The 22,452-nt window shown below is 30.1% G+C and carries 14 protein-coding genes; 3 read left to right on the top strand and 11 right to left on the bottom strand.

Going from position 1 to position 22,452, the window contains the following annotated elements:
• Nucleotides 1-140: 140 nt before the first annotated feature.
• Together aspS and VJY38_RS06430 are read left to right on the top strand one after the other, a co-directional pair.
• Nucleotides 141-1,907 carry an aspartate--tRNA ligase gene (aspS, locus tag VJY38_RS06435; RefSeq protein ID WP_353679855.1) on the top strand — a complete coding sequence of 589 codons (1,767 nt, stop codon included), beginning with the start codon at nt 141-143 and terminating at the stop codon, nt 1,905-1,907.
• Nucleotides 1,908-2,244: 337 nt separating this feature from the next.
• Nucleotides 2,245-4,077, top strand: coding sequence for an ATP-binding protein (locus VJY38_RS06430; protein ID WP_353679854.1), 1,833 nt, complete (start codon nt 2,245-2,247; stop codon nt 4,075-4,077).
• Between the two features lie 17 nt (nt 4,078-4,094).
• Here the strand turns inward: VJY38_RS06430 and VJY38_RS06425 are convergent, their stop codons facing one another.
• The 11 genes from VJY38_RS06425 to VJY38_RS06375 all read right to left on the bottom strand — a co-directional run bounded on the left by VJY38_RS06425 (nt 4,095) and on the right by VJY38_RS06375 (nt 19,790).
• Entirely contained in the window at nt 4,095-5,771 is a 1,677-nt protein-coding gene (locus VJY38_RS06425) for a capsule assembly Wzi family protein (protein ID WP_353679853.1), read from the bottom strand.
• Nucleotides 5,772-5,934: 163 nt separating this feature from the next.
• Nucleotides 5,935-7,236, bottom strand: a complete 1,302-nt coding sequence (locus tag VJY38_RS06420; protein ID WP_353679852.1) for an MFS transporter — start codon at nt 7,234-7,236, stop codon at nt 5,935-5,937.
• A gap of 156 nt (nt 7,237-7,392) precedes the next feature.
• A complete protein-coding gene (locus VJY38_RS06415) occupies nt 7,393-10,482 on the bottom strand; it encodes an efflux RND transporter permease subunit (RefSeq protein WP_353679851.1) in 3,090 nt (1,029 codons plus the stop codon).
• A gap of 37 nt (nt 10,483-10,519) precedes the next feature.
• Nucleotides 10,520-11,584, bottom strand: coding sequence for an efflux RND transporter periplasmic adaptor subunit (locus VJY38_RS06410; RefSeq protein WP_353679850.1), 1,065 nt, complete (start codon nt 11,582-11,584; stop codon nt 10,520-10,522).
• A gap of 319 nt (nt 11,585-11,903) precedes the next feature.
• Nucleotides 11,904-12,662 carry an NADH-quinone oxidoreductase subunit B family protein gene (locus VJY38_RS06405; protein WP_353679849.1) on the bottom strand — a complete coding sequence of 253 codons (759 nt, stop codon included), beginning with the start codon at nt 12,660-12,662 and terminating at the stop codon, nt 11,904-11,906.
• An 18-nt stretch (nt 12,663-12,680) separates the two neighbouring features.
• Nucleotides 12,681-14,150 carry a hydrogenase large subunit gene (locus tag VJY38_RS06400; RefSeq protein ID WP_353679848.1) on the bottom strand — a complete coding sequence of 490 codons (1,470 nt, stop codon included), beginning with the start codon at nt 14,148-14,150 and terminating at the stop codon, nt 12,681-12,683.
• Nucleotide 14,151: 1 nt separating this feature from the next.
• Nucleotides 14,152-15,576 (bottom strand): proton-conducting transporter transmembrane domain-containing protein, encoded by a 1,425-nt coding sequence (locus VJY38_RS06395; RefSeq protein ID WP_353679847.1) that lies wholly within the window; start codon nt 15,574-15,576, stop codon nt 14,152-14,154.
• A 1-nt stretch (nt 15,577) separates the two neighbouring features.
• Nucleotides 15,578-16,213 carry a hypothetical protein gene (locus VJY38_RS06390; protein ID WP_353679846.1) on the bottom strand — a complete coding sequence of 212 codons (636 nt, stop codon included), beginning with the start codon at nt 16,211-16,213 and terminating at the stop codon, nt 15,578-15,580.
• The gene (locus VJY38_RS06385; protein WP_353679845.1) at nt 16,213-17,130 is read right to left on the bottom strand and encodes a respiratory chain complex I subunit 1 family protein; all 918 of its coding nucleotides are present in this window, start codon (nt 17,128-17,130) and stop codon (nt 16,213-16,215) included. Before VJY38_RS06385 ends, VJY38_RS06390 begins: the two co-directional genes overlap by 1 nt.
• Nucleotides 17,131-19,110: a proton-conducting transporter transmembrane domain-containing protein gene (locus tag VJY38_RS06380; protein WP_353679844.1), complete on the bottom strand. Its 1,980-nt coding sequence runs from the start codon at nt 19,108-19,110 to the stop codon at nt 17,131-17,133.
• Nucleotides 19,110-19,790, bottom strand: coding sequence for a PTS sugar transporter subunit IIA (locus VJY38_RS06375; protein ID WP_353679843.1), 681 nt, complete (start codon nt 19,788-19,790; stop codon nt 19,110-19,112). The genes VJY38_RS06380 and VJY38_RS06375 overlap by 1 nt, the downstream gene beginning before the upstream one ends.
• A 197-nt stretch (nt 19,791-19,987) precedes the next feature.
• Between VJY38_RS06375 and VJY38_RS06370 the strand changes: the two genes are divergently transcribed.
• Nucleotides 19,988-22,405 (top strand): TonB-dependent receptor, encoded by a 2,418-nt coding sequence (locus tag VJY38_RS06370; protein WP_353679842.1) that lies wholly within the window; start codon nt 19,988-19,990, stop codon nt 22,403-22,405.
• The last annotated feature ends 47 nt before the right edge of the window (nt 22,406-22,452 follow it).

The following is a 22,452-nucleotide window of genomic DNA, read 5'->3' as shown; positions in this document are numbered from 1 at the left end:
TAAACAAAATATTTTAATTAACAAATATAGGTAATGTTACATTCAAACAATCTCAAAAATTTGTAATACCTTCAATTATTCTTTATTTTTGCTAAAATTTTTTTGATTTCCCAGTATAAATTTAAGGAGTAGTCTATAAAATGAAATTCAAGAAAAGAACACATACATGCGGTGAATTAAGAGAATCAAACATTGGACAGGAAGTTGTTCTTAACGGCTGGGTTGCCACAAGACGCGATTTAGGTGGTGTAATTTTTATTGAGTTACGAGATCGTTATGGAATAACTCAGGTTGTCTTTGAACCAAGCTACAATGCCGAAGCTCACGAACTGGCAAAAAAATTAAGAAGTGAATACGTTATTTCTGTAGAAGGTAAAGTAAGAAGAAGACCAGAAGGTACAGAAAATCCTTCTATTGAAACTGGAAACATAGATGTAATGGCAGATAAACTCATAATTCTCAATCAATCAGAAACTCCTCCTTTTCAAATTGAAGACAATATTGATGTAAGTGAAGATATTCGATTAAAGTATCGATACCTCGATCTAAGAAGAAGTGAGATGCAAAAAAATTTACTGCTTCGACATAAAATGTATCAACTTACAAGAAAATATTTTGACTCAAATGGATTTATTGAAATAGAAACTCCAGTTTTAATGAAAAGTACACCAGAAGGGGCAAGAGATTTCCTTGTACCAAGCAGACTTCATAAAGGGAAATTTTATGCTCTCCCTCAATCTCCACAAACTTATAAACAAATTTTAATGGTCGCTGGATTCGATAGATATTTCCAAATAGTAAAATGTTTTCGTGATGAAGATTTAAGAGCAGATCGACAATATGAATTTACACAGATTGATGTAGAAATGTCTTTTGTTGATGTAGACGATGTTCTTGAAATGGCAGAAGGTTTAATGAAAATTTTCTTTAAAGAGATCTGGAATATCGATTTAGAGACTCCCCTCCCGCGTTTAAGTTTTGATGAAGCAATGGAAAAATATGGAAGCGATAAACCAGATTTGAGATTTGGTCTTGAATTAATAACACTTAATGATGTATTTAAAAATTCAGAATTTCGTGTCTTCAAAGAATCCATATCAAAAAATGGCATAATTACAGGATTAGTAGCACAGGGCTGCGGTGATTATACAAGAAATCAATTAGATGGTTTAACAGATTATGCAAAAAAATTAGGAGCTGGTGGTTTAATCTGGATGCGTGTTAAAGAAAATGATTTAGAAGCTCCTATTGCTAAATTTCTAAGCGAAGAAGAAAAGAAAAATTTAATTCTAAGAACTAACGCTCAACCCGGTGATTTATTGTTATTACTAACTGGCGAAAAATTAAAAACTCTTTCCATTATGGGAACTCTTCGTTTAGAAATGGCAAAAAGAATGAACTTAATAAAACCTGATGCTAAACCATCTTTATTATGGGTAACAGACTTTCCATTGTTTGAATGGGATGACGAAACCAAACGATATTATGCAATGCATCATCCATTTACCTCACCAAGAATTGAAGATATTCCATTAATGGAAACCGATCCCCTCAAAGTAAAAGCTCGTGCATACGATCTTGTTTTGAATGGAAATGAAATAGCCGGTGGTAGTATAAGAATTCATAATGCAGATTTACAGGCAAAGATGTTTAAAGTACTCGGAATAAGCGAAGCAGAAGCACAGGAAAAATTTGGTTTCTTGATGAATGCATTTAAATATGGTGCTCCACCTCATGGTGGTATAGCATTTGGATTCGATCGACTTGTAATGCTCTTTGCTGGTAAATCATCTATTCGCGATGTAATAGCATTTCCTAAAACATCAAGTGGTATCTCTTTAATGGACGATTCACCTTCGTATGTTGACGAAGCACAATTGGCAGAGTTACACATAAAAATTAGATGATTCATTATTCAAGTATTTGAGTTTATTGAATATTAAGTCTTAATTCGTAACTTAATAGATTCCGGATTAAACTTTAAAAAGAATTTTCCGATAATTAAGTAAGAATTATCCTGCTTTATTTATCCTGAATAAGTAAAAGCATAAAATATGAAATCATTTAAAAAATCTATTCAATCTATTCCTTTCATTAAAAAAATAGAGGGAAGTTCCTCTTGCCGATGTTTTGCCCTCAACATCGGTTCCTCTACTTCCCTCTATCCCCAAAGTTTTAAACACACAGCCTAATTTGTAATTAATATTAGAAACAATATCTTTATCTTAAGAAAAAAATAATTATATGAAAAGTAAACATAAACAAAACTTTGGTCTACTATATAGAGATGATAACACCAAAAAAATTTTGAACTATTACAGGTTCATCTTTTCGGTTTTAATATTTGGATGGACATTAATAATACTTTTCTTTTTAATATGGAAATTAAATGATTTACAAAAAGAAAAAACTACCTTTGCGTTAACAGAATCAAAATCCTTTGTTCTAAGAGATATAAATAACAAAACCTGGGATTTATTTCATCGATTATTAGCCCACACAGAAAAAGAAAGCACAAAAAAAGATCTTTCAGGTATTGTTGATACAGCAATTTTTTTACATAAAAAACAACCAATCATTATTTCAAGCGATAAAAATATAATTACACGAATTGTAAGCTTAAATCCTATTAAAGAAACAAATTTGCCAGATAAATTTGAAAATAAAGCTTATAATGAATTCAAAGCCGGGAAAATTGATTTCTTTTCTTATGATACATTAAATAATCATGAATATTTTCGTTATGCACGTCCATTAATAATTAAAAAGGAATGTTTAACCTGTCATTCTAACGAAAATAAAGAAGGAGATATTAAAGGCATTTATAGTGTTGCCATATCTTCTTTGGATTATAACAATTATTATCGTAGACAGGCAAAAAATAACATTATTGTACATACCTTTATCTGGATTTCCGGTTTACTAATAATTCTTTTTTCATTCAGAAAAATCTATTTACACACAAAAGAATTGAAACTAAGTAGAGAACAATTTTATGAATTTCTCGATAATGCACCAATGAGTACTTTTATTAAAGATGCCGAGGGAAACTTAATATACATGAATAAAATTGCCGAGCAATACTTACCTTTAAATTTCAGGAATGGTGAATGGAAAGGATTGAAAGACTCTGATATATGGGATAAAGAAATTGTAGAGAAATTAAGAATAAATGATCTCGAAATTTTAAGTAGCATGAAATCAAAAGTTTTTGAAGAAACAATTGAAACTGAAGGGAAAAAGTATGTCTGGCTTACTCACAAATTTCCCATCAAAGATAATTCAAATGGGAAGACTTACATTGTTGGGATTGAAATAGATATAACTGATAGAAAGCAAAAAGAAGAAGAAATAAAAAAATACACCAAACAACTTGAAGATTTAAATAAAAGCAAAGATAAATTCATTTCCATTTTAGCTCACGATCTTCGGGGTCCATTTACTCCAATCCTTGGATATACAGAATTACTGGCAACAAGTGCCGAATATCTTACTTATCAAGAAATAAAAGAATATGCCCATAGTCTTGATGTAATAGTCAAAAATCAATTTCAACTTCTGGAAAACATTCTTGATTGGTCTCGATTGGAAAGCGGAAGAATAAAAATAGAACCAAAAGAATTGAATTTATTTGATGAAGTAAAAAAAGTTATAAATCTTTATCAGCCCATTATAAACGATAAAGAGATTAAGATAATAGAAAAAGTTGATCCTTCTTTTGAAATAATTACAGATCAACATTCATTAAATACAATTTTGAGAAACTTAATATCAAATGCAATAAAGTATACACCCCGCAAAGGAATCATTCAAATAATTGCAACAAAAGAAAACGATGGATATAAAATTCAAGTAATCGATAATGGCATAGGAATACCAGAAGAAAATTTACCTAAAATATTTGGTGGTGAAAAAGGATTTACTACACGTGGAACTGCAAATGAAAAAGGAACCGGTCTCGGTTTATCAATATGCAAGGAATTGATTGAAAAACTTGGTGGAAAAATCTGGGTCGAAAGTGAACCGGGAAAAGGAAGCACATTTAGTTTTACTCTCCATAATATTAAAACCAATTAATAGTTCAAAACATAATTTTAAAACTCAAGTGACATTTTTAAATATGCATAACTCGAAAATCTATTTTTACTTTTTGTAATACTTTTTTCTATAGTATAGTTATAATTCAAATCGAAAAACACTTCTCTAAACGGTTCATATCTTATATTAATTGCAAATATATCTTGATTAATTCTTTCTCCATCTAAAAATTTAATATACTGGGGATCAATTTCATAACGATACGCTTCAAATGGATTTCCTCCAGCATTAAAAACTAAATTACCAGAAGCATCATAAATATTTTTGCCTTTGCGTATATGTTGATATTGAAAATTTGTTCTAAGTCTTTCATTTAAGTTATATGATAAACTCAAATAAATTTCATCTGCATTTGGACCAATTCTGTGTCCAAGTAATTCACCATGTGCTGTATAAGAGTTTTTCAAATTAGTGTGTGAATAAACATACGGTCGAATTTTAGTGTATTCCAGTATTAATGATAGATCGTTAATTGATAAAGGTGAGTACCAGAACGCTCCTATTTGATAAGCAGTTTTGTTCGAAAATAATTCTAAATCTTGAAGATGCGAAAGAATATTTTCATCTAAAAAGAAAGTAGCCTGAAATTCTATATCTTTAAGAAAGTCTGATTGAAAATCTAAAAATAAAACTCCATTATCTCTATCCTGTAGGGACATCTCCTCGAATTTATAAAAAGCAAATGGATTTAGATAAGCTAAATCAATTCCTCTTCCAGTATAAATAACTGCTTCACCAATCCCTGCTTCGAACAAATTCTTAAACATAAATTTCATTTTGTTGTATGCATAAAACTTTGTGTAATTGAGCGAACGATCTTCATGAAATTCGCCCACAGTTGTTGCATGCAAGGAAGAAAAACTAATTATGCCATAATTAAAATCCATTCTAATAAAATCGAGATAAGGATGATCACCAGATAAAACTAATTTACTACCATATCCATAACCTAATTTTATTTTTTCTCTTCCTATTTGAAAAGATAAATCCATATTTTCAACTGGTTGTGTGTAATATCTTAAATAACCTTCTGTAAAATCATAATTACTAACATTTTCTATATTCTCATAGAACTTGAAATTATATTTCAAACGTGGATCGAATACTGTTGCATAATTTGTAGAACCAGCAACTGCACCTTTTTGAACTGTTAAGTTATATCCCAATCTATCGAACAAAGTTCCTCGCAATCTAAATCCAATATCAAATAATTCAGAATTATTCACTTCTTCTTTAATATTTTGACCATACATGGCTCTGCCAATCATTTCCAGATATAAATTTGCTTTTTCTTCTCTATAAGCATAAATATATTTTATTTTTTGACTGAACATATCAAAAATGTCTTTTGAAAACTTTTCTGTTTTACCTAAAAACTGCATTGTATTGGTTGAATCAGCTTTATCATCATAAAATTCATCTTGAAATTTCTTCAATAACTTTTTTTCAGTTTGACTTAACAAATCTTTTTTTGATTCAATTACTTCGAGATACTTTCTAACTTCTGAGCGAGACATTTTAGGATTATCATCATGAATAAAGGATATAATCTTTTTTACTTTCATTTCTTTCAGAAAAACATAAACATTATGATCGATTGGTACATTTTCCTGCTGGGCTAATAAAATATTAAATGATAGAATTATTAATGCAATTGGATATAAATACTTCATTTTATTTCTGATTATCTTTTAATAGAATAACAAAATTTATGAAATAATATTGATATTAATAGAACTCCAACACAAAAAAATAAAAGTCAATTAGAAAACATAACCTCACTTTTTATTAAAATAAAAAACACATTGATTTATTTTTAGCACACAAATAATTTCTTTATACATCAAGATTCTTGGGTGCAAAAAATTTATTATAAAGTAACAAACCTATTATTGTTAATAATCCAATTGAACTAAAGATAATCCAGAGAATTGTTGGATTTTTTAAGTTATCAACAAAATGAACATAAAGATTTGCACCCAGAACACCACCTATTCCACTTCCTATCACGCCATATAAAAATGCATACCCAAGATAAAGTGCTTTTTTATCTTCGGGTGCTATCAAACCAACATAACTAATAAATTTTGGATGTGCAGTCATTTCTCCAATCGAAAAAATAATTATTCCAAGTATAAATACATATGGATGAGTTGATATTGCAAGAATTGCCATTCCAATTGTACCGAGACTTATACCAGCAATCATTGTTGGTAAAGCTTTAAAGTTTTTAACAAAATTTGAAATGAAAATTTGCAAAAGAATAATTGTTCCAGCATTTATTACAGTTACATGTTCAACATCAAATTTCCAGTCGGGATTAGAAATAAAAATTGATAGAAAAGAATTTACAATATTATTTACTGGTGTGGCATCAACATAATCTTTTACATACCATAACACAGTATCAAATTGTTGAAAGTACAAAATCCAGAAACCAGAATAGATGACAATCATAAATACAAATCTAAAATCGCCAAGAACTTTAATCATATCAAACAAAACAGTTTTTAATGCTTTTGTGTTTTCTGGTTTATCTGGTTCTTTATAAACAAAAATATTTAAAAATAAAAGCCAGCCTGTTCCAACAGAAGCCATTATGAAAATATATGACCAGGAAATTTGTTTTAAGATTGGAACAAGAATAAGTGGAAATAAAAAAGCCCCAAGATTTATTGACCAGTAATAAATTCCAAATGCTAAAGTAGAATTAGATTTATCAGTAGTTCTTGCTATTGTGCCTGAAATTATTGGTTTGAAAAATCCAGCTCCAATTGCCATTAAGATTAAACTTGCAAACACTAATGGATATGAAGAAAACAATGATGTGAAAAAATAACCAGCACTCATCATTATAAAAGCAAACATCAGCGTTTTTCGATAACCAAATCTATCTGCAATTGCTCCAGAAAGAATAGGCAAAAAATAAAGAAGTGGTGTTATTGTGCTTTTAATAATACCAACACTTTCTTTAGAAAAACCCAATCCACCTTCGTTACTACTTAATATTAAGTAAACTGAAAGTACAGACATTACACCATAGTAAGAACCTCTTTCGAAGAATTCCATAAGAATAACTATCCAGAAATTTTTGGAAAAAGAAAATATAGCAGGTTTTTCTTTTATGGAATTATGCATAATTCACCATTTATAATATTATGAAAAATGTAGATGCAATATAAATTTATAAGGCGAGATAGAGAACAATAAATAGTTTTAATTAAGAAATTGTTTTAAAATAATTCAATCGGAAAACTTAAACAGAAAAGCTCTATTCAAGTTTTATTCTTGTTTTTATTTAGCAACATATGCTTCTTCAACTTTTTCAACAACTACGTTGCTAACTGTTTTTGTTTTTTCTGATAGATATGAATATACTACTGGAATTACATATAGTGTTAATAATGTTGAAAAAATCAAACCGCCGATTACAGCGATTCCCATTGACATACGACTTTCTGAGCCAGCTCCAAGAGCCAGAGCTATTGGAAGAGTTCCGAGAATAGTTGAAAAGCTTGTCATCAAAATTGGTCTTAATCTCAAACGTGCTGCTTCTTTTACTGCATCAATTACAGATAAGCCCTGTGCTTTCTTTTGATTTGCAAATTCAACAATTAAAATTCCATTTTTTGTAACCAGTCCAATTAACATTATTTGACCAATTTCACTAAAAATGTTTAAAGTCTGGTTAAAATACCATAATGAAAAAACAGCCCCTGCGATTGCAAGTGGAACGGTAAACATAATTATAAATGGATCTCTAAAACTTTCAAACTGAGCAGCAAGTGTTAAATAAATCAATATTAGTGCAAGTAAGAAAGTAAATAACAAACTGGATGAACTCTCAACAAAATCTTTAGAAGCACCTTCGAGTGCAGTGGAGAAATTATCATCTAAAACTTTTTTAGCAATATTATCCATAGCTTTAATGCCATCACCAATTGTTTTTCCAGGAGCTAAACTTGCTGAAAAAGTTGCACTAACATATCGATTAAATCTATAAAGTTGTGGTGGATTACTTCTTTCTTTCATTGTTATTAAATTATCAAGTTGAATTAATTCTCCTCGATTATTTCTAACATATAAAGATGCAAGGTCTACTGGTTTATTTCTGTTTTCGCGAAGTACCTGTCCAATTACCTGATATTGTTTACCATTCATAATAAAATAACCGAAACGCTGTCCACTATATGCAAGTTGAAGTGTTTGAGTTATATCCAGTGCAGTTACACCCAGTTCACGTGCTTTTGTTCTATTAATTTCAACAACAATTTCTGGTTTATTGAATTTTAGATTAACATCAACGGTTGCGAAAGTAGGATCTTCCTGTGCAGCTTCTAAAAATTTTGGTACAACTTCTCTCAGCTTTTCAAAATCTGGTGCTTGAACAACATATTGAACAGGCAAACCACCTCTTCTTGTTGAAATTGATTGACTTTGAATAACGAATGAACGAGCATCGTTAAGTCTTCTTGTAATGCCAGTTATTTGTTCAGCAATTTCTTGTTGACTTCTTTTACGTTTAGAAGCATCCGTTAGAGTAAGTCTAACAAACCCAGTGTTTGCACCGCTTGCACCACCGCCACCAGCCGTAACAGAAATTATAGCCTCTGTTTCTTTGATTGAATCCTGAATCGTTCTGGCTAATTGTTGAATATATCTATCCATCATTTCAAAAGATGTACCTTCTGGCATTGTGCATTGAACACGAATTTCTCCGCGATCTTCTATTGGAGCGAGTTCCTGTTGTAAATTTGTACCAATTAAATATATAATCATTATAGATACAATCATTATAACAATTGCAAGCCATTTTCTCTCCATAAAACTTTCGAGAGTATTTCGATAAAAATCTTCAAGCCAGGAAAAGATTGGTTCGGTTTTATAATAAAACCAGCTATGTTTTTCTTTTGTTTTTAATAATCGAGAACTTAACATTGGTGTTAATGTTAAAGCAACAAATGCAGAAATTATTACCGATCCTGCTATTACAACTCCAAACTCAACGAATAATCTTCCTGTGATTCCCTGTAAAAACATTATTGGTAAAAATACTGCCGCTAAAGTTATTGTTGTTGAAATTATAGCAAAGAAAATTTCAGAAGATCCTTTTGTAGCAGCTTCAATTGGATTCATTCCTTCTTCGATCTTTTTATAAATATTTTCGAGTACAACAATTGCATCATCAACAACAATTCCAATTGCAAGTACCAATCCCAGAAGTGTAAGCACATTTATCGAAAAATTAGCCAGATACATTATAAAGAAAGAACCAATCAGAGATACAGGAATAGCTATGATAGGAATTAATGTAGTACGCCAATCTCTCAAAAAGAAAAATATAATTAAAATAACCAGACCAAATGCAAGTAAAATTGTTTCTTTAACTTCAGAAATTGAATTTCGAATATACTTAGTAACATCAAAACCGATTCCAAGTTCGATATCTGGTGGTAAATCTTTTTTGATTTGTTCAATACGTTTATAAAATTCATCTACTATTTGAATATGATTTGCACCAGGTTGTGGAATTAAAACTACCCCAACCATTGGAGTGCCATCTCGTCTTAAAATAGAACGATCATTTTCTGGATAAAGCTGTGCATATCCAACATCTTTCAATCGAACAATAATACCATTCGATTCTTTAATAATAAGATTATTAAAATCTTCCTCGCTGGTTAATCTACTAAGAGTTCTTACTGTCAGTTCTGTATTATTTCCTTCAATTCGTCCTGATGGTAATTCAATATTTTCTCTATTAAGAGCATTTCTTATATCCAGTGGTGTTATTCCGTGTGCAGCTAATTGAGCAGGATCCATCCATAGTCGCATAGAATATCTTCTTTCGCCCCAGATATTAACCTGACTTACTCCAGGAATTGTTTGTAATCTTTCCTTAAAAATATTTTGTGCAATATCTGAAAGTTGTAATAAGTTTTTCTTATCACTTTTTATATTCAAAAAAACAATTGGAATTGCATCGGCATCTGCTTTTGATATTACAGGTGGATCTACATCTTGAGGAAGTCGAGCTCTTGCAATCGAAACCCGATCGCGAACATCATTGGCAGCTGCTTCAAGGTCAACTGAAACATCAAATTCAACAGTTATCACACTTCTTCCATCACGACTAACAGATGTTAATGAACGTATTCCAGCTATTCCATTAATTTGCTCTTCAAGAGGTTCGGTTATCTGAGATTCAATTACATCAGCATTTGCACCAACATAAGTTGTGGAGACTGTAATTATTGGTGGATCGATGCTTGGATATTCTCTTACTCCTAAAAATGTATAACCAATTATTCCAAATAAAATTATTGTAAGAGACATTACAATGGCAAGAACTGGCCTTCGTATGCTAACTGATGATAAACTCATAATTGTCTTTCAATTTTTCTTTATTAATATAAATTTTTTAATTCACAGAACTTAGTCTTACCGGAGCATTTGGTTTTATTTGAATGATACCCGAAACAATTAATGTATCACCTATATTAAGTCCACCAAGTATCTGAACCTCTTTTTCAGTTCTAATTCCAGTTGATACAATTTGTGGAACTGCTTTACCATTTCGATATACAAAAACTTTTTCTCCTTCAATATCTGGTACAATAGTTTCTGAAGGAACTAAAATTGCATTATTAAATTCTTCCAGTACAATCTCAATTTCAACATAAGCACCAGGAGTTAACTCTCCTTTTTCATTTGGTACTATTGCACGAACCTGTACAGATCTTGTATTCGGATCAATTTTTGGTTCAACCGCATAAACTTTTCCAGTGTATGTCTTTCCAGTAGAAGAAATTTTTATATATACTGTTTTTCCTGGTTTAATTAAACCAAAATATTTTTGTGGAACTGCAAAATCGACTTTCATTGGATTGATACTTTGAAGAGTTGCTATTCTTGTTTGAGGAGAGATATAACTTCCTACACTTACAGATCTTAATCCAATTATTCCATCAAAAGGAGCTCGAATTTCAGTTTTTTCAATCTGTGCCTGTGTGTATTCAATATCTGCAAGAACTGAATTTAGTTCACCGAGAGCAACATCATAATCCTGTTGACTTGTAAGATTCTTTTCAAGTAATTGTTTATATCGATATTCTTTATCTCGTGCAAGTGTTTCTCTCGATTTATTTTTTTTCAAAGTTGCCTGAAGTTCTGCATCATTAATCTTTAATAAAAGTTCTCCCTTTTTTACATATTTTCCTTCTTCAAATAAAATCTGCGTAATTTTTCCTGCTATTTCTGTTCTTAGCTCAACTTCTTCATTACTCATTAAAGTACCATTTGAAAATATTTTATTTTGCAGGTATCCTTCTTTAATAATTATTCCTTTAACAACAAGAGGTTGTGATCTTGGATTTGATTGAGGCGAATTTAAATTCTTGCTTTTATTAATTATTAATTTAGGTAATGCAAATAAAAACAAAATTATTACAATAGAAATTAAGCTTATCAACTTTTTCTTGTTCATAAAAATTCCGAATTAATAATATTTATAAAAATACAATGATTAGACAACAATAATTATGTTATAGATTAATGCACCGTTTAAATTATATGCTTGGGTTGTGTTTATAAAACAATTTTAGCGGGAATAAAATTCTATTCTCATTCATATTTTTGATTGTTCGATCTGAGAATTTTATAAATGCAATAAACAACCAGTGAAAAAATTGAGCCCCATGCTAATATTAAAAAAATATAACCGGATGTTTTCATATTTCTTCTAAAATAGTAAATAAATTAGTATAAACTTAATTATTGTTTTGAATAGTATCAATTTGATTGACTCAAATATTTAAGTATTTCAATAATGCATTAATAAAAGTAAGAGGATGAGGCGGACAACCAGGGATATACAAATCCACTTTATGATTTTCTATAAAAGAACGATCTAACTCATCAGACTCATAAAAAATTCCACCACTAATTGCACAGGCACCAAAAGCTATTACTATTTTAGGTTCTCCAATACTTTTATATGCATCAAGTAATGCAGATGCCATATTTTTTGTAATTGGTCCAGTTATTACAATACCATCTGCATGACGTGGAGATGCAACGAAATCTATCCCGAATCTTGTAATATCAAAATTAACATTTGTTGTTGCTGCCAGTTCCATTTCGCATCCATTACAACCTCCAGCAGAAACCTGTCTTAGCTTTAATGATCTACCAAATAGTTTATAAATCTTCTCTTTTATCTCAATAGCTTTTAATTCGTACTCTTCATAACTCTGTTGTGAGCTTACAATTAAATTATTTCTTGAGGTAGCAGCAATTTTATAATTTGATGTAAACCTTATTCCATTTCCTTTACAAATTTTTTCACATTCACCACAAAAAATACATTTGCCCAAGTCGAGCGATAGGGGATTTAATTCAATAGCTTCGGTTGGACAAATTTCTTTACATTCAGAACAATTTAATTCACATTTCGATTCATCTAAAAGAGGGAATCCTCTATGTGTATCAAGTATTAAAGCATTCTTAATATCATTTATTGTTTGAAAGCCATGTTGTTTTCTTAATTTTATTAAATTCATCATAAAAATCACCAATTATAATTATAAATCGAAACCGCAATAAGAGAGATTAAAGCTTTTGTTACATAATGGAAAATCAGAAATATCATTTCCTCTTACAGCTAATGCTAATGCAAACCAATTATTAAACGAAGGATCTTTTATTTTTACTTTTTTGATTTTACCTGTTTCATCTGTTAGAATTACATAAGAAACTTCGCCTCGCCATCCTTCGGTAAGAGAAATCACAAATTTATTTGGCTCTAAGCTTCCCAGGCTGCTAATAATATTTTCTTTACTAAGATTTTCAAGCTGCTCTCTAATAATTTTAATTGATTGTATTATTTCAACATATCTTATATAGGCTCTTGCAAAAACATCACCAGAATTTAATGTAAGTTTATGAACAGGAAAATATTGATAAGCTCCACTGGGATGATCTGCACGAACATCAATTGAAACACCACTTGCACGAGCAGCTGGACCAACCATCCCGATTTGTATGGCTGTTTCTTTATCTACAATTCCAGTTTTTTCAAATCTTTCGAGCACAGAAGCTGAAGAGAACAATACTTCTGAAGCTAAATTAACTTCTTCTTCAAGACTATTAATTGTGTTAAGAATTTTACTTTTAAGAGCATCATCAATTTCATAATTAACACCACCATAATTAATCAATCCTCTTCCAAATCGATTTCCACACAATGACATTGTTGTATTTATTACTTTTGTTCTTAATGCACCAAATACAGAGCTGCCTGTTAAATACGCAACATCATTTGATAATGCAGATAAATCACCAAGATGAACAGCAATTCTTTCTAACTCTAAAGCAATTGCTCTTATCAGGTTTGCATTGTAGGATACATTACAATTTGATAGCGACTCTACTGCACGAACAAAAGTACTCGCATGAGCAATAACACTATCGCCAGAAACTGATTCTGCTAATTTTAATAAATAAACAGGATTGTTTTTTCTAAATAACTTTTCTATTCCTCTATGTTGAAACCCAAGTTGAATTTCCAGATGATAAATTTTTTCACCATGACACGAAAATCGAAAATGTCCTGGTTCTATTATACCCGCATGGATTGGACCAACACCAACTTCGTGTACATCTTCTCCTTCCATTTTGAAAAAGTTATATAACTCTGCATTAATTTTGCGTAGTGGTTTTAGCCATGGATGATTAAGCGGTTTAATATCAAATTGTTCATAAAACTCTCTTTCAAAAAGATGAGCAGCAGGTACATCTTGAGTTAATGATTCATATTCTTTTTTATTATCAAAGATACAAGAAGCAAGGTACAATTTAGAATTATCATCATTAGCAGTTATACCATATAAAACCACATCATCATTATCCTTATTGCCAAATAGCTGAACTAATCTTTCACCGCTTTTAATTTTTTTTACCAATTGCTCTCGAAAAGAATTTATATCGAGACGTGGGATTTCTGATAATGGAATTGCTTCTAAGTTTTTTATTTCAAGCCAGTTGTTATTCATATTAACCAATAAACTTTCCTGCATTTATAATAAATTCATTTAATTGCTGGGGAATAATAATTCCCATTATTATTAAGATTAACAATAAAATAAATTGTGGAATATAGGCATACCCTGGAATTTTATTGTTAGTGGATAATTGAGAACTACCAAAAGACATTTTCGTAGCAACATTTATCATTCCGTAAGTAATGAAAATAATAAACAAGAAAAATGGAATAATTAACCAACCCAAATTACTTAACCACAAAGCTTTAATAATCAAAAACTTCGTAATAAAAGCTGGCGAAGGTGGTACTCCAAGAATAGTAATTGTAGAAATTATCCAGAGCCAGGCTGTTTTTGGCTCAGAATATAATAATCCATTAACACTTTCTATTTTCTTTGATTTATACAAGTAATAAATATTCCCTGAAGTTAAGAAAAAAGTAGTTTTAGAAAGTGAATGAACAAGAATATGTAACATAGCTGCATAAATTCCTGCTTTACCCAAACCAAGAGCAATAAAGATAATTCCCATATTTTCAATAGAAGAATAAGCTAACATTCTTTTATAATTCTTCACTCGTAAAATAAAGACTGAACTAACCATTAAAGACAAAAATCCAGTCAATAACAAAAAAAAGTTGATAAAGTCTTCTTGATGGGCATGTATAAATATTTCATTTATTCTAATAATACCGAGCAAAGCAGAGTTAAGTAAAGTACCAGATAATAAAGCCGATACAGGTGAAGGTGCTTCTGAGTGGGCATCTGGCAACCATGCATGAATTGGAGCAACACCAATTTTTGTTCCGATTCCCACAAATAAAAAAGCAAAAGCTATTTTTAACCAGAATGGATTTTTTTCTGCTGCATACTTATACAAATTTTCAAAAAAGAGGGAATCAATTCCTTTACTTCCGATTGACAGCACAATTATTCCAACAAAAGCAATTGCAATACCTATGGAACAAATATAAACATACTTCCAGGCTGCTTCTAAAGATGATTTTTTCTTTTCAAAGTAAATCAAGAGTGCACTCGTTAATGTTGTTCCTTCAATAAATACCCAGAGCAAAGCAATATGAGTTGATAAAATTACTCCACTCATTGCCACAACAAAAAATAAAAGTTCTGCAATAAAGACCGCTTCTTGATAAGCCGTTAAATTACTTTCTTTAAAGTAAAAAACACTATAAACCGAGGTTGCAAGAAAGACAATACTCATAATCGAGAAAAAGTATAATCCAACGTCGTCAAAAGAAAAATATTTTAGCAACCATGCTGGCAACACAAACCAGACTACATTTAACCATCGCATTATTGCAATTATAAGATAAATAATAGCATTGCCAATTAAGACAATCCTATTGTAAACTTTGTTTTTTATAAGTAAAGCAAATAAGCTAAAAATTATTGGTATTAGTAAAATACTGGCTATCATATCAATCTCTTAGTTCTGTTAATACATCAATATGGTTGCCATCATACATTTCTTGAATCTTATTAAAAAATAAAACAAAGAGATAAATTCCAACAAACAGATCAAGTAAAACTCCAAGATTTACTAATAAAGGCATTTCGTTTGCAACCGAAATAGAAAGTAAAAAAATTCCATTCTCTAAGAGCATATAACAAAGTATATGTGTAATAATTCTTTTTCTATTAATAATTAAAAATAGAGATGAAATTATTAAAACAATCGACACACCAAAATATAGTGGTTTTATAAACTCACCAACCTGTGCCGACCAGAATGCTGCAACAAAACCAAGAACGAAAATTCCAATTGCTATAAGCAAAGAATAAAACTGAGAAATATATGGTTCAACTTCTCTTCCTATTTCATTTTTTCTAATTGCTGTTAATAAAAATACTGGAATAACAATAGCTTTTATAACCAGAGTTTCAAAGCTTAAAAAAAGTATATTTAACCAGTTAATTTCTTTTATATCAAGTAGAACCAAAAGAAATAAAATAAGACCCTGAAGTGAAAGAGTTTTTACATATGCTTCTATTCTACCCACAGCAAAGATATAAAGCATTGTAGTACCAAGAAGTACAATTAAAAAATCACTCATTAATATCCTCCGCGTAAAAAGAACATTACTATTGCAAAAGCAGTTATCGAAAAAGCAGTTATAACAAAAATGAACTGAGGCACGTGCGACATTCTAATTCTTGCTATTAAAGATTCAATTAAACCAACTGTCATAAATATCAATACCAGCAACAAAAGAAATAAAGTAATAGAAATTTCCAGAGATAGAGAAGGAGGCACTAATAGATTAGATATTAACATAGAAAACAATAACATTTTTAAAGAAGCAGCATAATTAATCAAAGCTAAATCTGGTCCAGAATAATCAAGTATCATAACTTCGTGAATCATAGTTAACTCGAGATGAGTATTGGGATCGTCAACAGGAATTCTACTGCCTTCTGCTAATAACATTATAAAAATTGAGATCACAAGAAGTATCTTAACAAGAGCTGTATAGCCAGAGCTTAAATTCAAAACAAGAAAAATTGATTCGAAAGATAATCGATTTGTAAGTAAAGCCAATGTTCCAATAATTATAAAGAATGCCGTTTCACTAATAGTAGAAAAAGTAGCTTCTCTGCTTGCACCCATTCCTTCAAAGCTACTTCCTGTATCGAGTGCGGCAAGTACAGTCATAAATTTTGAAAATCCAAGAATATAAGAGAATAAAACAAAGTCAGCTGGAAATTTTATTATGCTTCCTAAAAGAGGAATTGGAATAATTAGTAACGCAATCAACATCGATGCAACATTTATCGATGGAGTTAATCTAAAAATAAAAGAAGTTGTTTTACTTATTACCTCACCTTTTTGGAGTAACTTCAAAAAATCATAATAAGCTTGTAAAATTGGAGTTCCTTTTCTTCCTGCCCATAATGCTTTTACTCGATTAATAATTCCTACAAAGAAAAAAGGGGAGATAATCAAAAAAATGTAAATAATAATTTTTACCATTTAAGATACTCCAAATATCCATATCAAAATAAACAACAAAAATATAAGACCATAAATTATGTATTGCTGCATTTTACCACTTTGTATCCAAGCAAAGAGTTCCATAGATAATTTCAAAAATTTAACTACTGGCTGGATTAAAAATTTTTCCAGGAAATCGTGTGTATAACTTACAAGACTTGCTTTCTCTGGAAATAATATTTGTTCTTTCTTAACTTCAATTTTTTGAGGAACCATCTCTTTAACAAGATGGAGAAAAGGTTGAACAAAAGATCCACCTGTATATTGTAATCTACTACTTGTTATTTGATAGCCACAATCCCAGGTTTTAAATTCTTCAATTTTTCTATTCTTTAATAATAAATATCGTATAAAGTAAATGAATAATGCTAAAGCCAAAAAAACTAATAACACTATTGAAATAGAGCCGTAGATATCGGAAATAAATTTAAAGTCTTTTTCAAAATCATAATGTAAAAATTGGTACAATATATTTTTTATAAGTATTAACATCACATAAGGAAATATTCCGCTTATTATAATCATTCCAGTAAGTATTAGCATTGGTGTTAGTAGTAAACGATTTTTTTCGTTAGGTTGAATATGAAATTCATTACGTTGAATACCTAAAAAACAGATACCATACAATTTCGTAAATCCAAGTAGAGCAACAGATCCAATGAATGCTAAACCAGATAGTCCAAGAATTGCACCTACATTTACAAAAACATTGCTAAAAGAAAAAGCTTTTACAAAACCAAGGTAGATTGCAAACTCACTTATAAATCCATTAAACAAAGGCAAACCGCTAATTGCAAGAGAAGATATTAAAAACATTACAGATGTAATTGGAAGAAATTTAATCAGCCCGCCAAGTTTGTTTAAACTACGTGTATGAGTTTGTGAATAAATAATACCACTTCCAAAAAACAAAACACTCTTAAAAGTAAAATGGTTAATTATATGTAATATTGCACCTATTAACCCCATTAAAGCAACAAATTTTATTTCATAAACTATTCCTATTAAACCCAAGCCTAATGCAGTACCAATAATACCTACATTTTCAATACTGGAATATGCCAGAAATCTTTTTATATCATCCTGAGAAATTGCATTTATAATACCAATAATTCCTGTAATAAGTCCTATATAAAAAATCATATATGCAATAAATGGATCAATAACGTCCATAAGTGAAATAATTCTTAAAATTCCATAAATACCTGTTTTTGTCATTACTCCAGACATAATTGCAGAAATTCCAGTGGGAGCTGAAGGATGAGCTTTTGGAAGCCAGGTATGGAATGGTGCAAAACCTGCTTTTGTACCAAAACCAATAAAAAATAATATAAAGAGGAGAAATGAATATTTATTTTGATTATTTAATAAACTTTTAAAATCAAGAAAATCAACTGAGTTGGACTTAACAGAAATTAAACTAAAAGCAGCAATTAAAAATGCTGCACCAATTTGCATTGCAATCAAATAGTAGTTGGAATTTTTTCTTATATCTTCCTTTTTATTTTCAAAAAGTACCAGAAAATATGACGATAGCGACATTATCTCCCAGATTATTAAAAACATTATTGCATTCTGAACAGTAACAACCATCAGCATCGAAAATATCAGCAAACCCAAAAAGAAATAAAAAGAAGATAGTGAATATTCTTCGAGATATATTTTCATATAACCCGAAGAATAAATAGCAGAAAAAAATCCGCCCAGTGATATTATAAGTATGAAAAATGCAGAAAGTGGATCTATGCGAACAGGAACAGTTCCTATTGGTAAATTAAATAAAAACAACGATTCTATTTTATCCCCACCAAGCAATATATTTAATGAGAAGGGAAATAAAAATAATAAAGCAATAGATGCAAAAATTACAAATACTTTAGATTTATCTTTATCTTTAAAAAATAAAGGAATAATACCACCAAGAAGGTAAAACAATGAACCAAATAAGAAATAATCCATTAAACTTTAGCCTCCCTTGATTGCCATTCTTTTTCTTTCATTCTAATAAACTCAAGCAGGCTTTCATAAGGCGAGCGATCTTTTAGCATTTTTAAAAAGACTTCTGTATGACATAAATACGATACTTTAGACAATACCTCTAAATGCATTTTGGGACTTGCAGTAAGTAAAACAAATAAAGTATGAACTGGTTCATTATCTAATGAGCCAAAATCAACTGGATTTTTTAAATAACAAATTGAAACCCTTGCACTATTCAAATCTGTTATTATTGGATTTCTTGGATGAGGTATTGCTATTCCTTTTCCAATTGCGGTTGGCATTAATTCTTCTCTTTTCAATAATGCAGATAATATATTTTCTCTTGATAAATTCTGGGGGATATTAATAACATTTACAGCATTTCTTAAAACATCACTTACTGTATCACCTTCTATGTCATAATAAACACCACCTTTTTCAAGAAGCGAACTTAAGTTATTTTGATTTAATGAAATATTTATAAGCGAAGGTAAAAGTTCAATTTTATTACTTAATATCCATTCGTTTATTTCAGCACGATTAAATCGATACTGGTGATTAATTTTATAGCAGGGAATTTTATTCTCTTTTATCCATCTATAAACAGTTTTCTCAGAAACATTAAGAAGTTTAACTATATCTTTTATTTTTAATTCCATAATATCTTAAATTTATTATTTCAAAAGTATAAAATATACCTTTTATTTCAAAATTTGAGAAAGAAAGGCAAGCAATAGACCAAAATGTCCAGATTTGTCCATATTAATCGGTTCATAAATTATTTTCAGGAAATATTTAAACTTATAACTCTGAAATAAATGTCAAACAACCGAAAATTTATAATTTAAGGTGAGCTATGAAAAAATTTCTTTTTATCCTGTTCTTTCTTCTGTCTTTTATTCAAATTTTCTCTCAACCCCGTCAACCTGGTAGTGCAACAATTGAAGGATACGTCTTTGATGAATCTTCTTCGGTTCCAATGGAATTTGCTAATATTGTTCTATTTAGAGCTTCTGATAGTACTCAGGTAACCGGTACTGTAACAAATTCAAAAGGTTATTTTATTCTGGAAAACATACGTGGTGGAAATTATTATTTACGAGTAAGTTTCATTGGTTTTGAAAATAAATTCATTGACAAAATTCAAGTAAGAGGTCCAGCAAAAATAGACCTTGGCAAAATTTATTTAAAACCAAAAACAATTCAAACTGGTGATGTAGTTGTAAGCGGTGAACGAGCTCAAATTTCTTACCAGATAGATAAAAAAGTAATAAATGTAGCAGAAAGTTTTTCATCTGTTTCGGGAACAGCAGTAGACGTTCTTGAAAATGTTCCTTCGATAACTGTTGATGTAGAAGGGAATGTTAGTTTACGTGGAAGTGGAAGTTTTACAGTTTTAATTGACGGCAAACCTTCAATTCTTGAGGGAAGTGAAGCACTTCAACAAATACCTGCAAGTGCAATTGAAAGCATAGAAATTATAACAAATCCTTCCGCAAAATATGATCCAGAAGGAACTGCTGGGATTATTAATATAGTTATGAAAAAAAATAAAAACATTGGTATAAGTGGAATACTTAACTTAAATGGTGGCTTAAGAAATAAATATGGCGGCGAAGCAGTATCAAATTTTAAGAATGAAGATTTCCAGGCAGAGATTGGTATTGATTATAACAATAGAAATTTCTATATGAATACTCTCGAACAAAACTGGAATGATGATGGAAATAAAATAACTTATTATAACTCAAATGGACGGTTCGATAGAAAAATGAACTTCTTTGGTTTGAGAGGTTCAGTTACTTTTGATTTAGGAAATAAAAACAATCTAACTTTAGGTGGAAGATTTGGCGGAAGAGATTTCGGTGGTAATTCTAATCTCAACTATAGTGAATGGAATTCTTTAAGCGAAATAAAATCAAATTATATAAGTAAAACAGAAGATTCTCGTTCAGGAGATTTTTATTCTTTATTTGCAAATTATAATCATCCATTCGAAGATAAAGGACACGAAATTTCTGCTGAGATCTTTTTCAGCTCAAGAAAATCTAATGATGAATCAACAAACAAACTTTTTGAAATTGAAGATATTATAAAAGGAAAACAAACTACAGAAGAAGAACCAGAAAATAATTTAAGAACAAAAATTGATTACACACTCCCGCTTGGACAGAACAGTAAATTCGAAGCTGGTTATCAGGGACAAATTGAAATATCCAGCGAAAATTATAAATTATACGATTACAATCCTAACACCAATCAATTTGAATTTGTACCCCAATTCAGTAATAAATCAGATTTTTATTCTAATGAACTTGCTTTTTATTCTCTTTACTCAAGTAAAATTTCGACATTAGGTTATCAACTTGGATTAAGAACTGAATATACTGGTAGAGAAGTTAAAATACCAGAAACAAATCAATTGTTTAAGGTTGATAGATGGGATTTCTTTCCAACAATTCATCTCTCTTATGAAATTATGCCAGGTCATCAAGTAATGTCCAGCTATACAAGAAGAATTAATCGTCCACGTGGATGGGAATTTGAACCATTTTTAACCTGGATGGATGCATATAATGTAAGAATGGGAAATCCTGCTCTTCTTCCTGAATTAATTGATTCATACGAACTTAGTTATCAGGCTTTATTAGGTAGAACAGTTTTTTCACTTGATGTTTATTATAGAGTTACAAATAACAAAATCGAACATATTAGATCTGTTTACTCAGAAAATGTTGCATTACAAACAGTGGATAATATTGGAAAAGATTATTCACTTGGTACAGAACTATTCCTAAATTTTGATTTAATTAAAAACTGGAATATTAATTTGATGGGCAACTTATATAATTACAAAATCGAAGGTGTATTAAACAATCTGCCATTTTCGAGAAATAGTTTTAACTGGAATTTGAGATTTAATAATAATATAAAACTTTTCAGCACAACACAACTTCAACTTAATCTTATGTATAATAGTCCAACAGTTTCTTCGCAGGGAAAAAGAGAAGGTTTTGTATCTACAAATATTGGAATACGACAGGATTTACTTGGCAAAATGTTAACTGCAACTCTTCAGATTCGAGATTTATTTGGTGCATCAAAATTCAAATCAGAAAATTCTTCATACAATTTTTACAACTATCGCTCTGCTGAACGTGAATGGCCAATTGTAATGCTGAATTTGAGATTCAATTTTAATAATTATAAAAACGACAGACGAAATCAAGAACGCCAGAATGATATGGAAGTAGAACCAGAATTCGAAAATTAACTCTATAAACCTTCCTTGTTCGGGATACAGAAGAAATTCTGTATCCC

It is taken from the genome of Rosettibacter firmus, from assembly GCF_036860695.1.
Taxonomy (GTDB): Bacteria; Bacteroidota; Ignavibacteria; order Ignavibacteriales; family Melioribacteraceae; genus Rosettibacter; species Rosettibacter firmus.
Note: the sequence above shows the minus strand (reverse complement) of the source record. Positions and strands in the feature narration are given on the sequence as shown.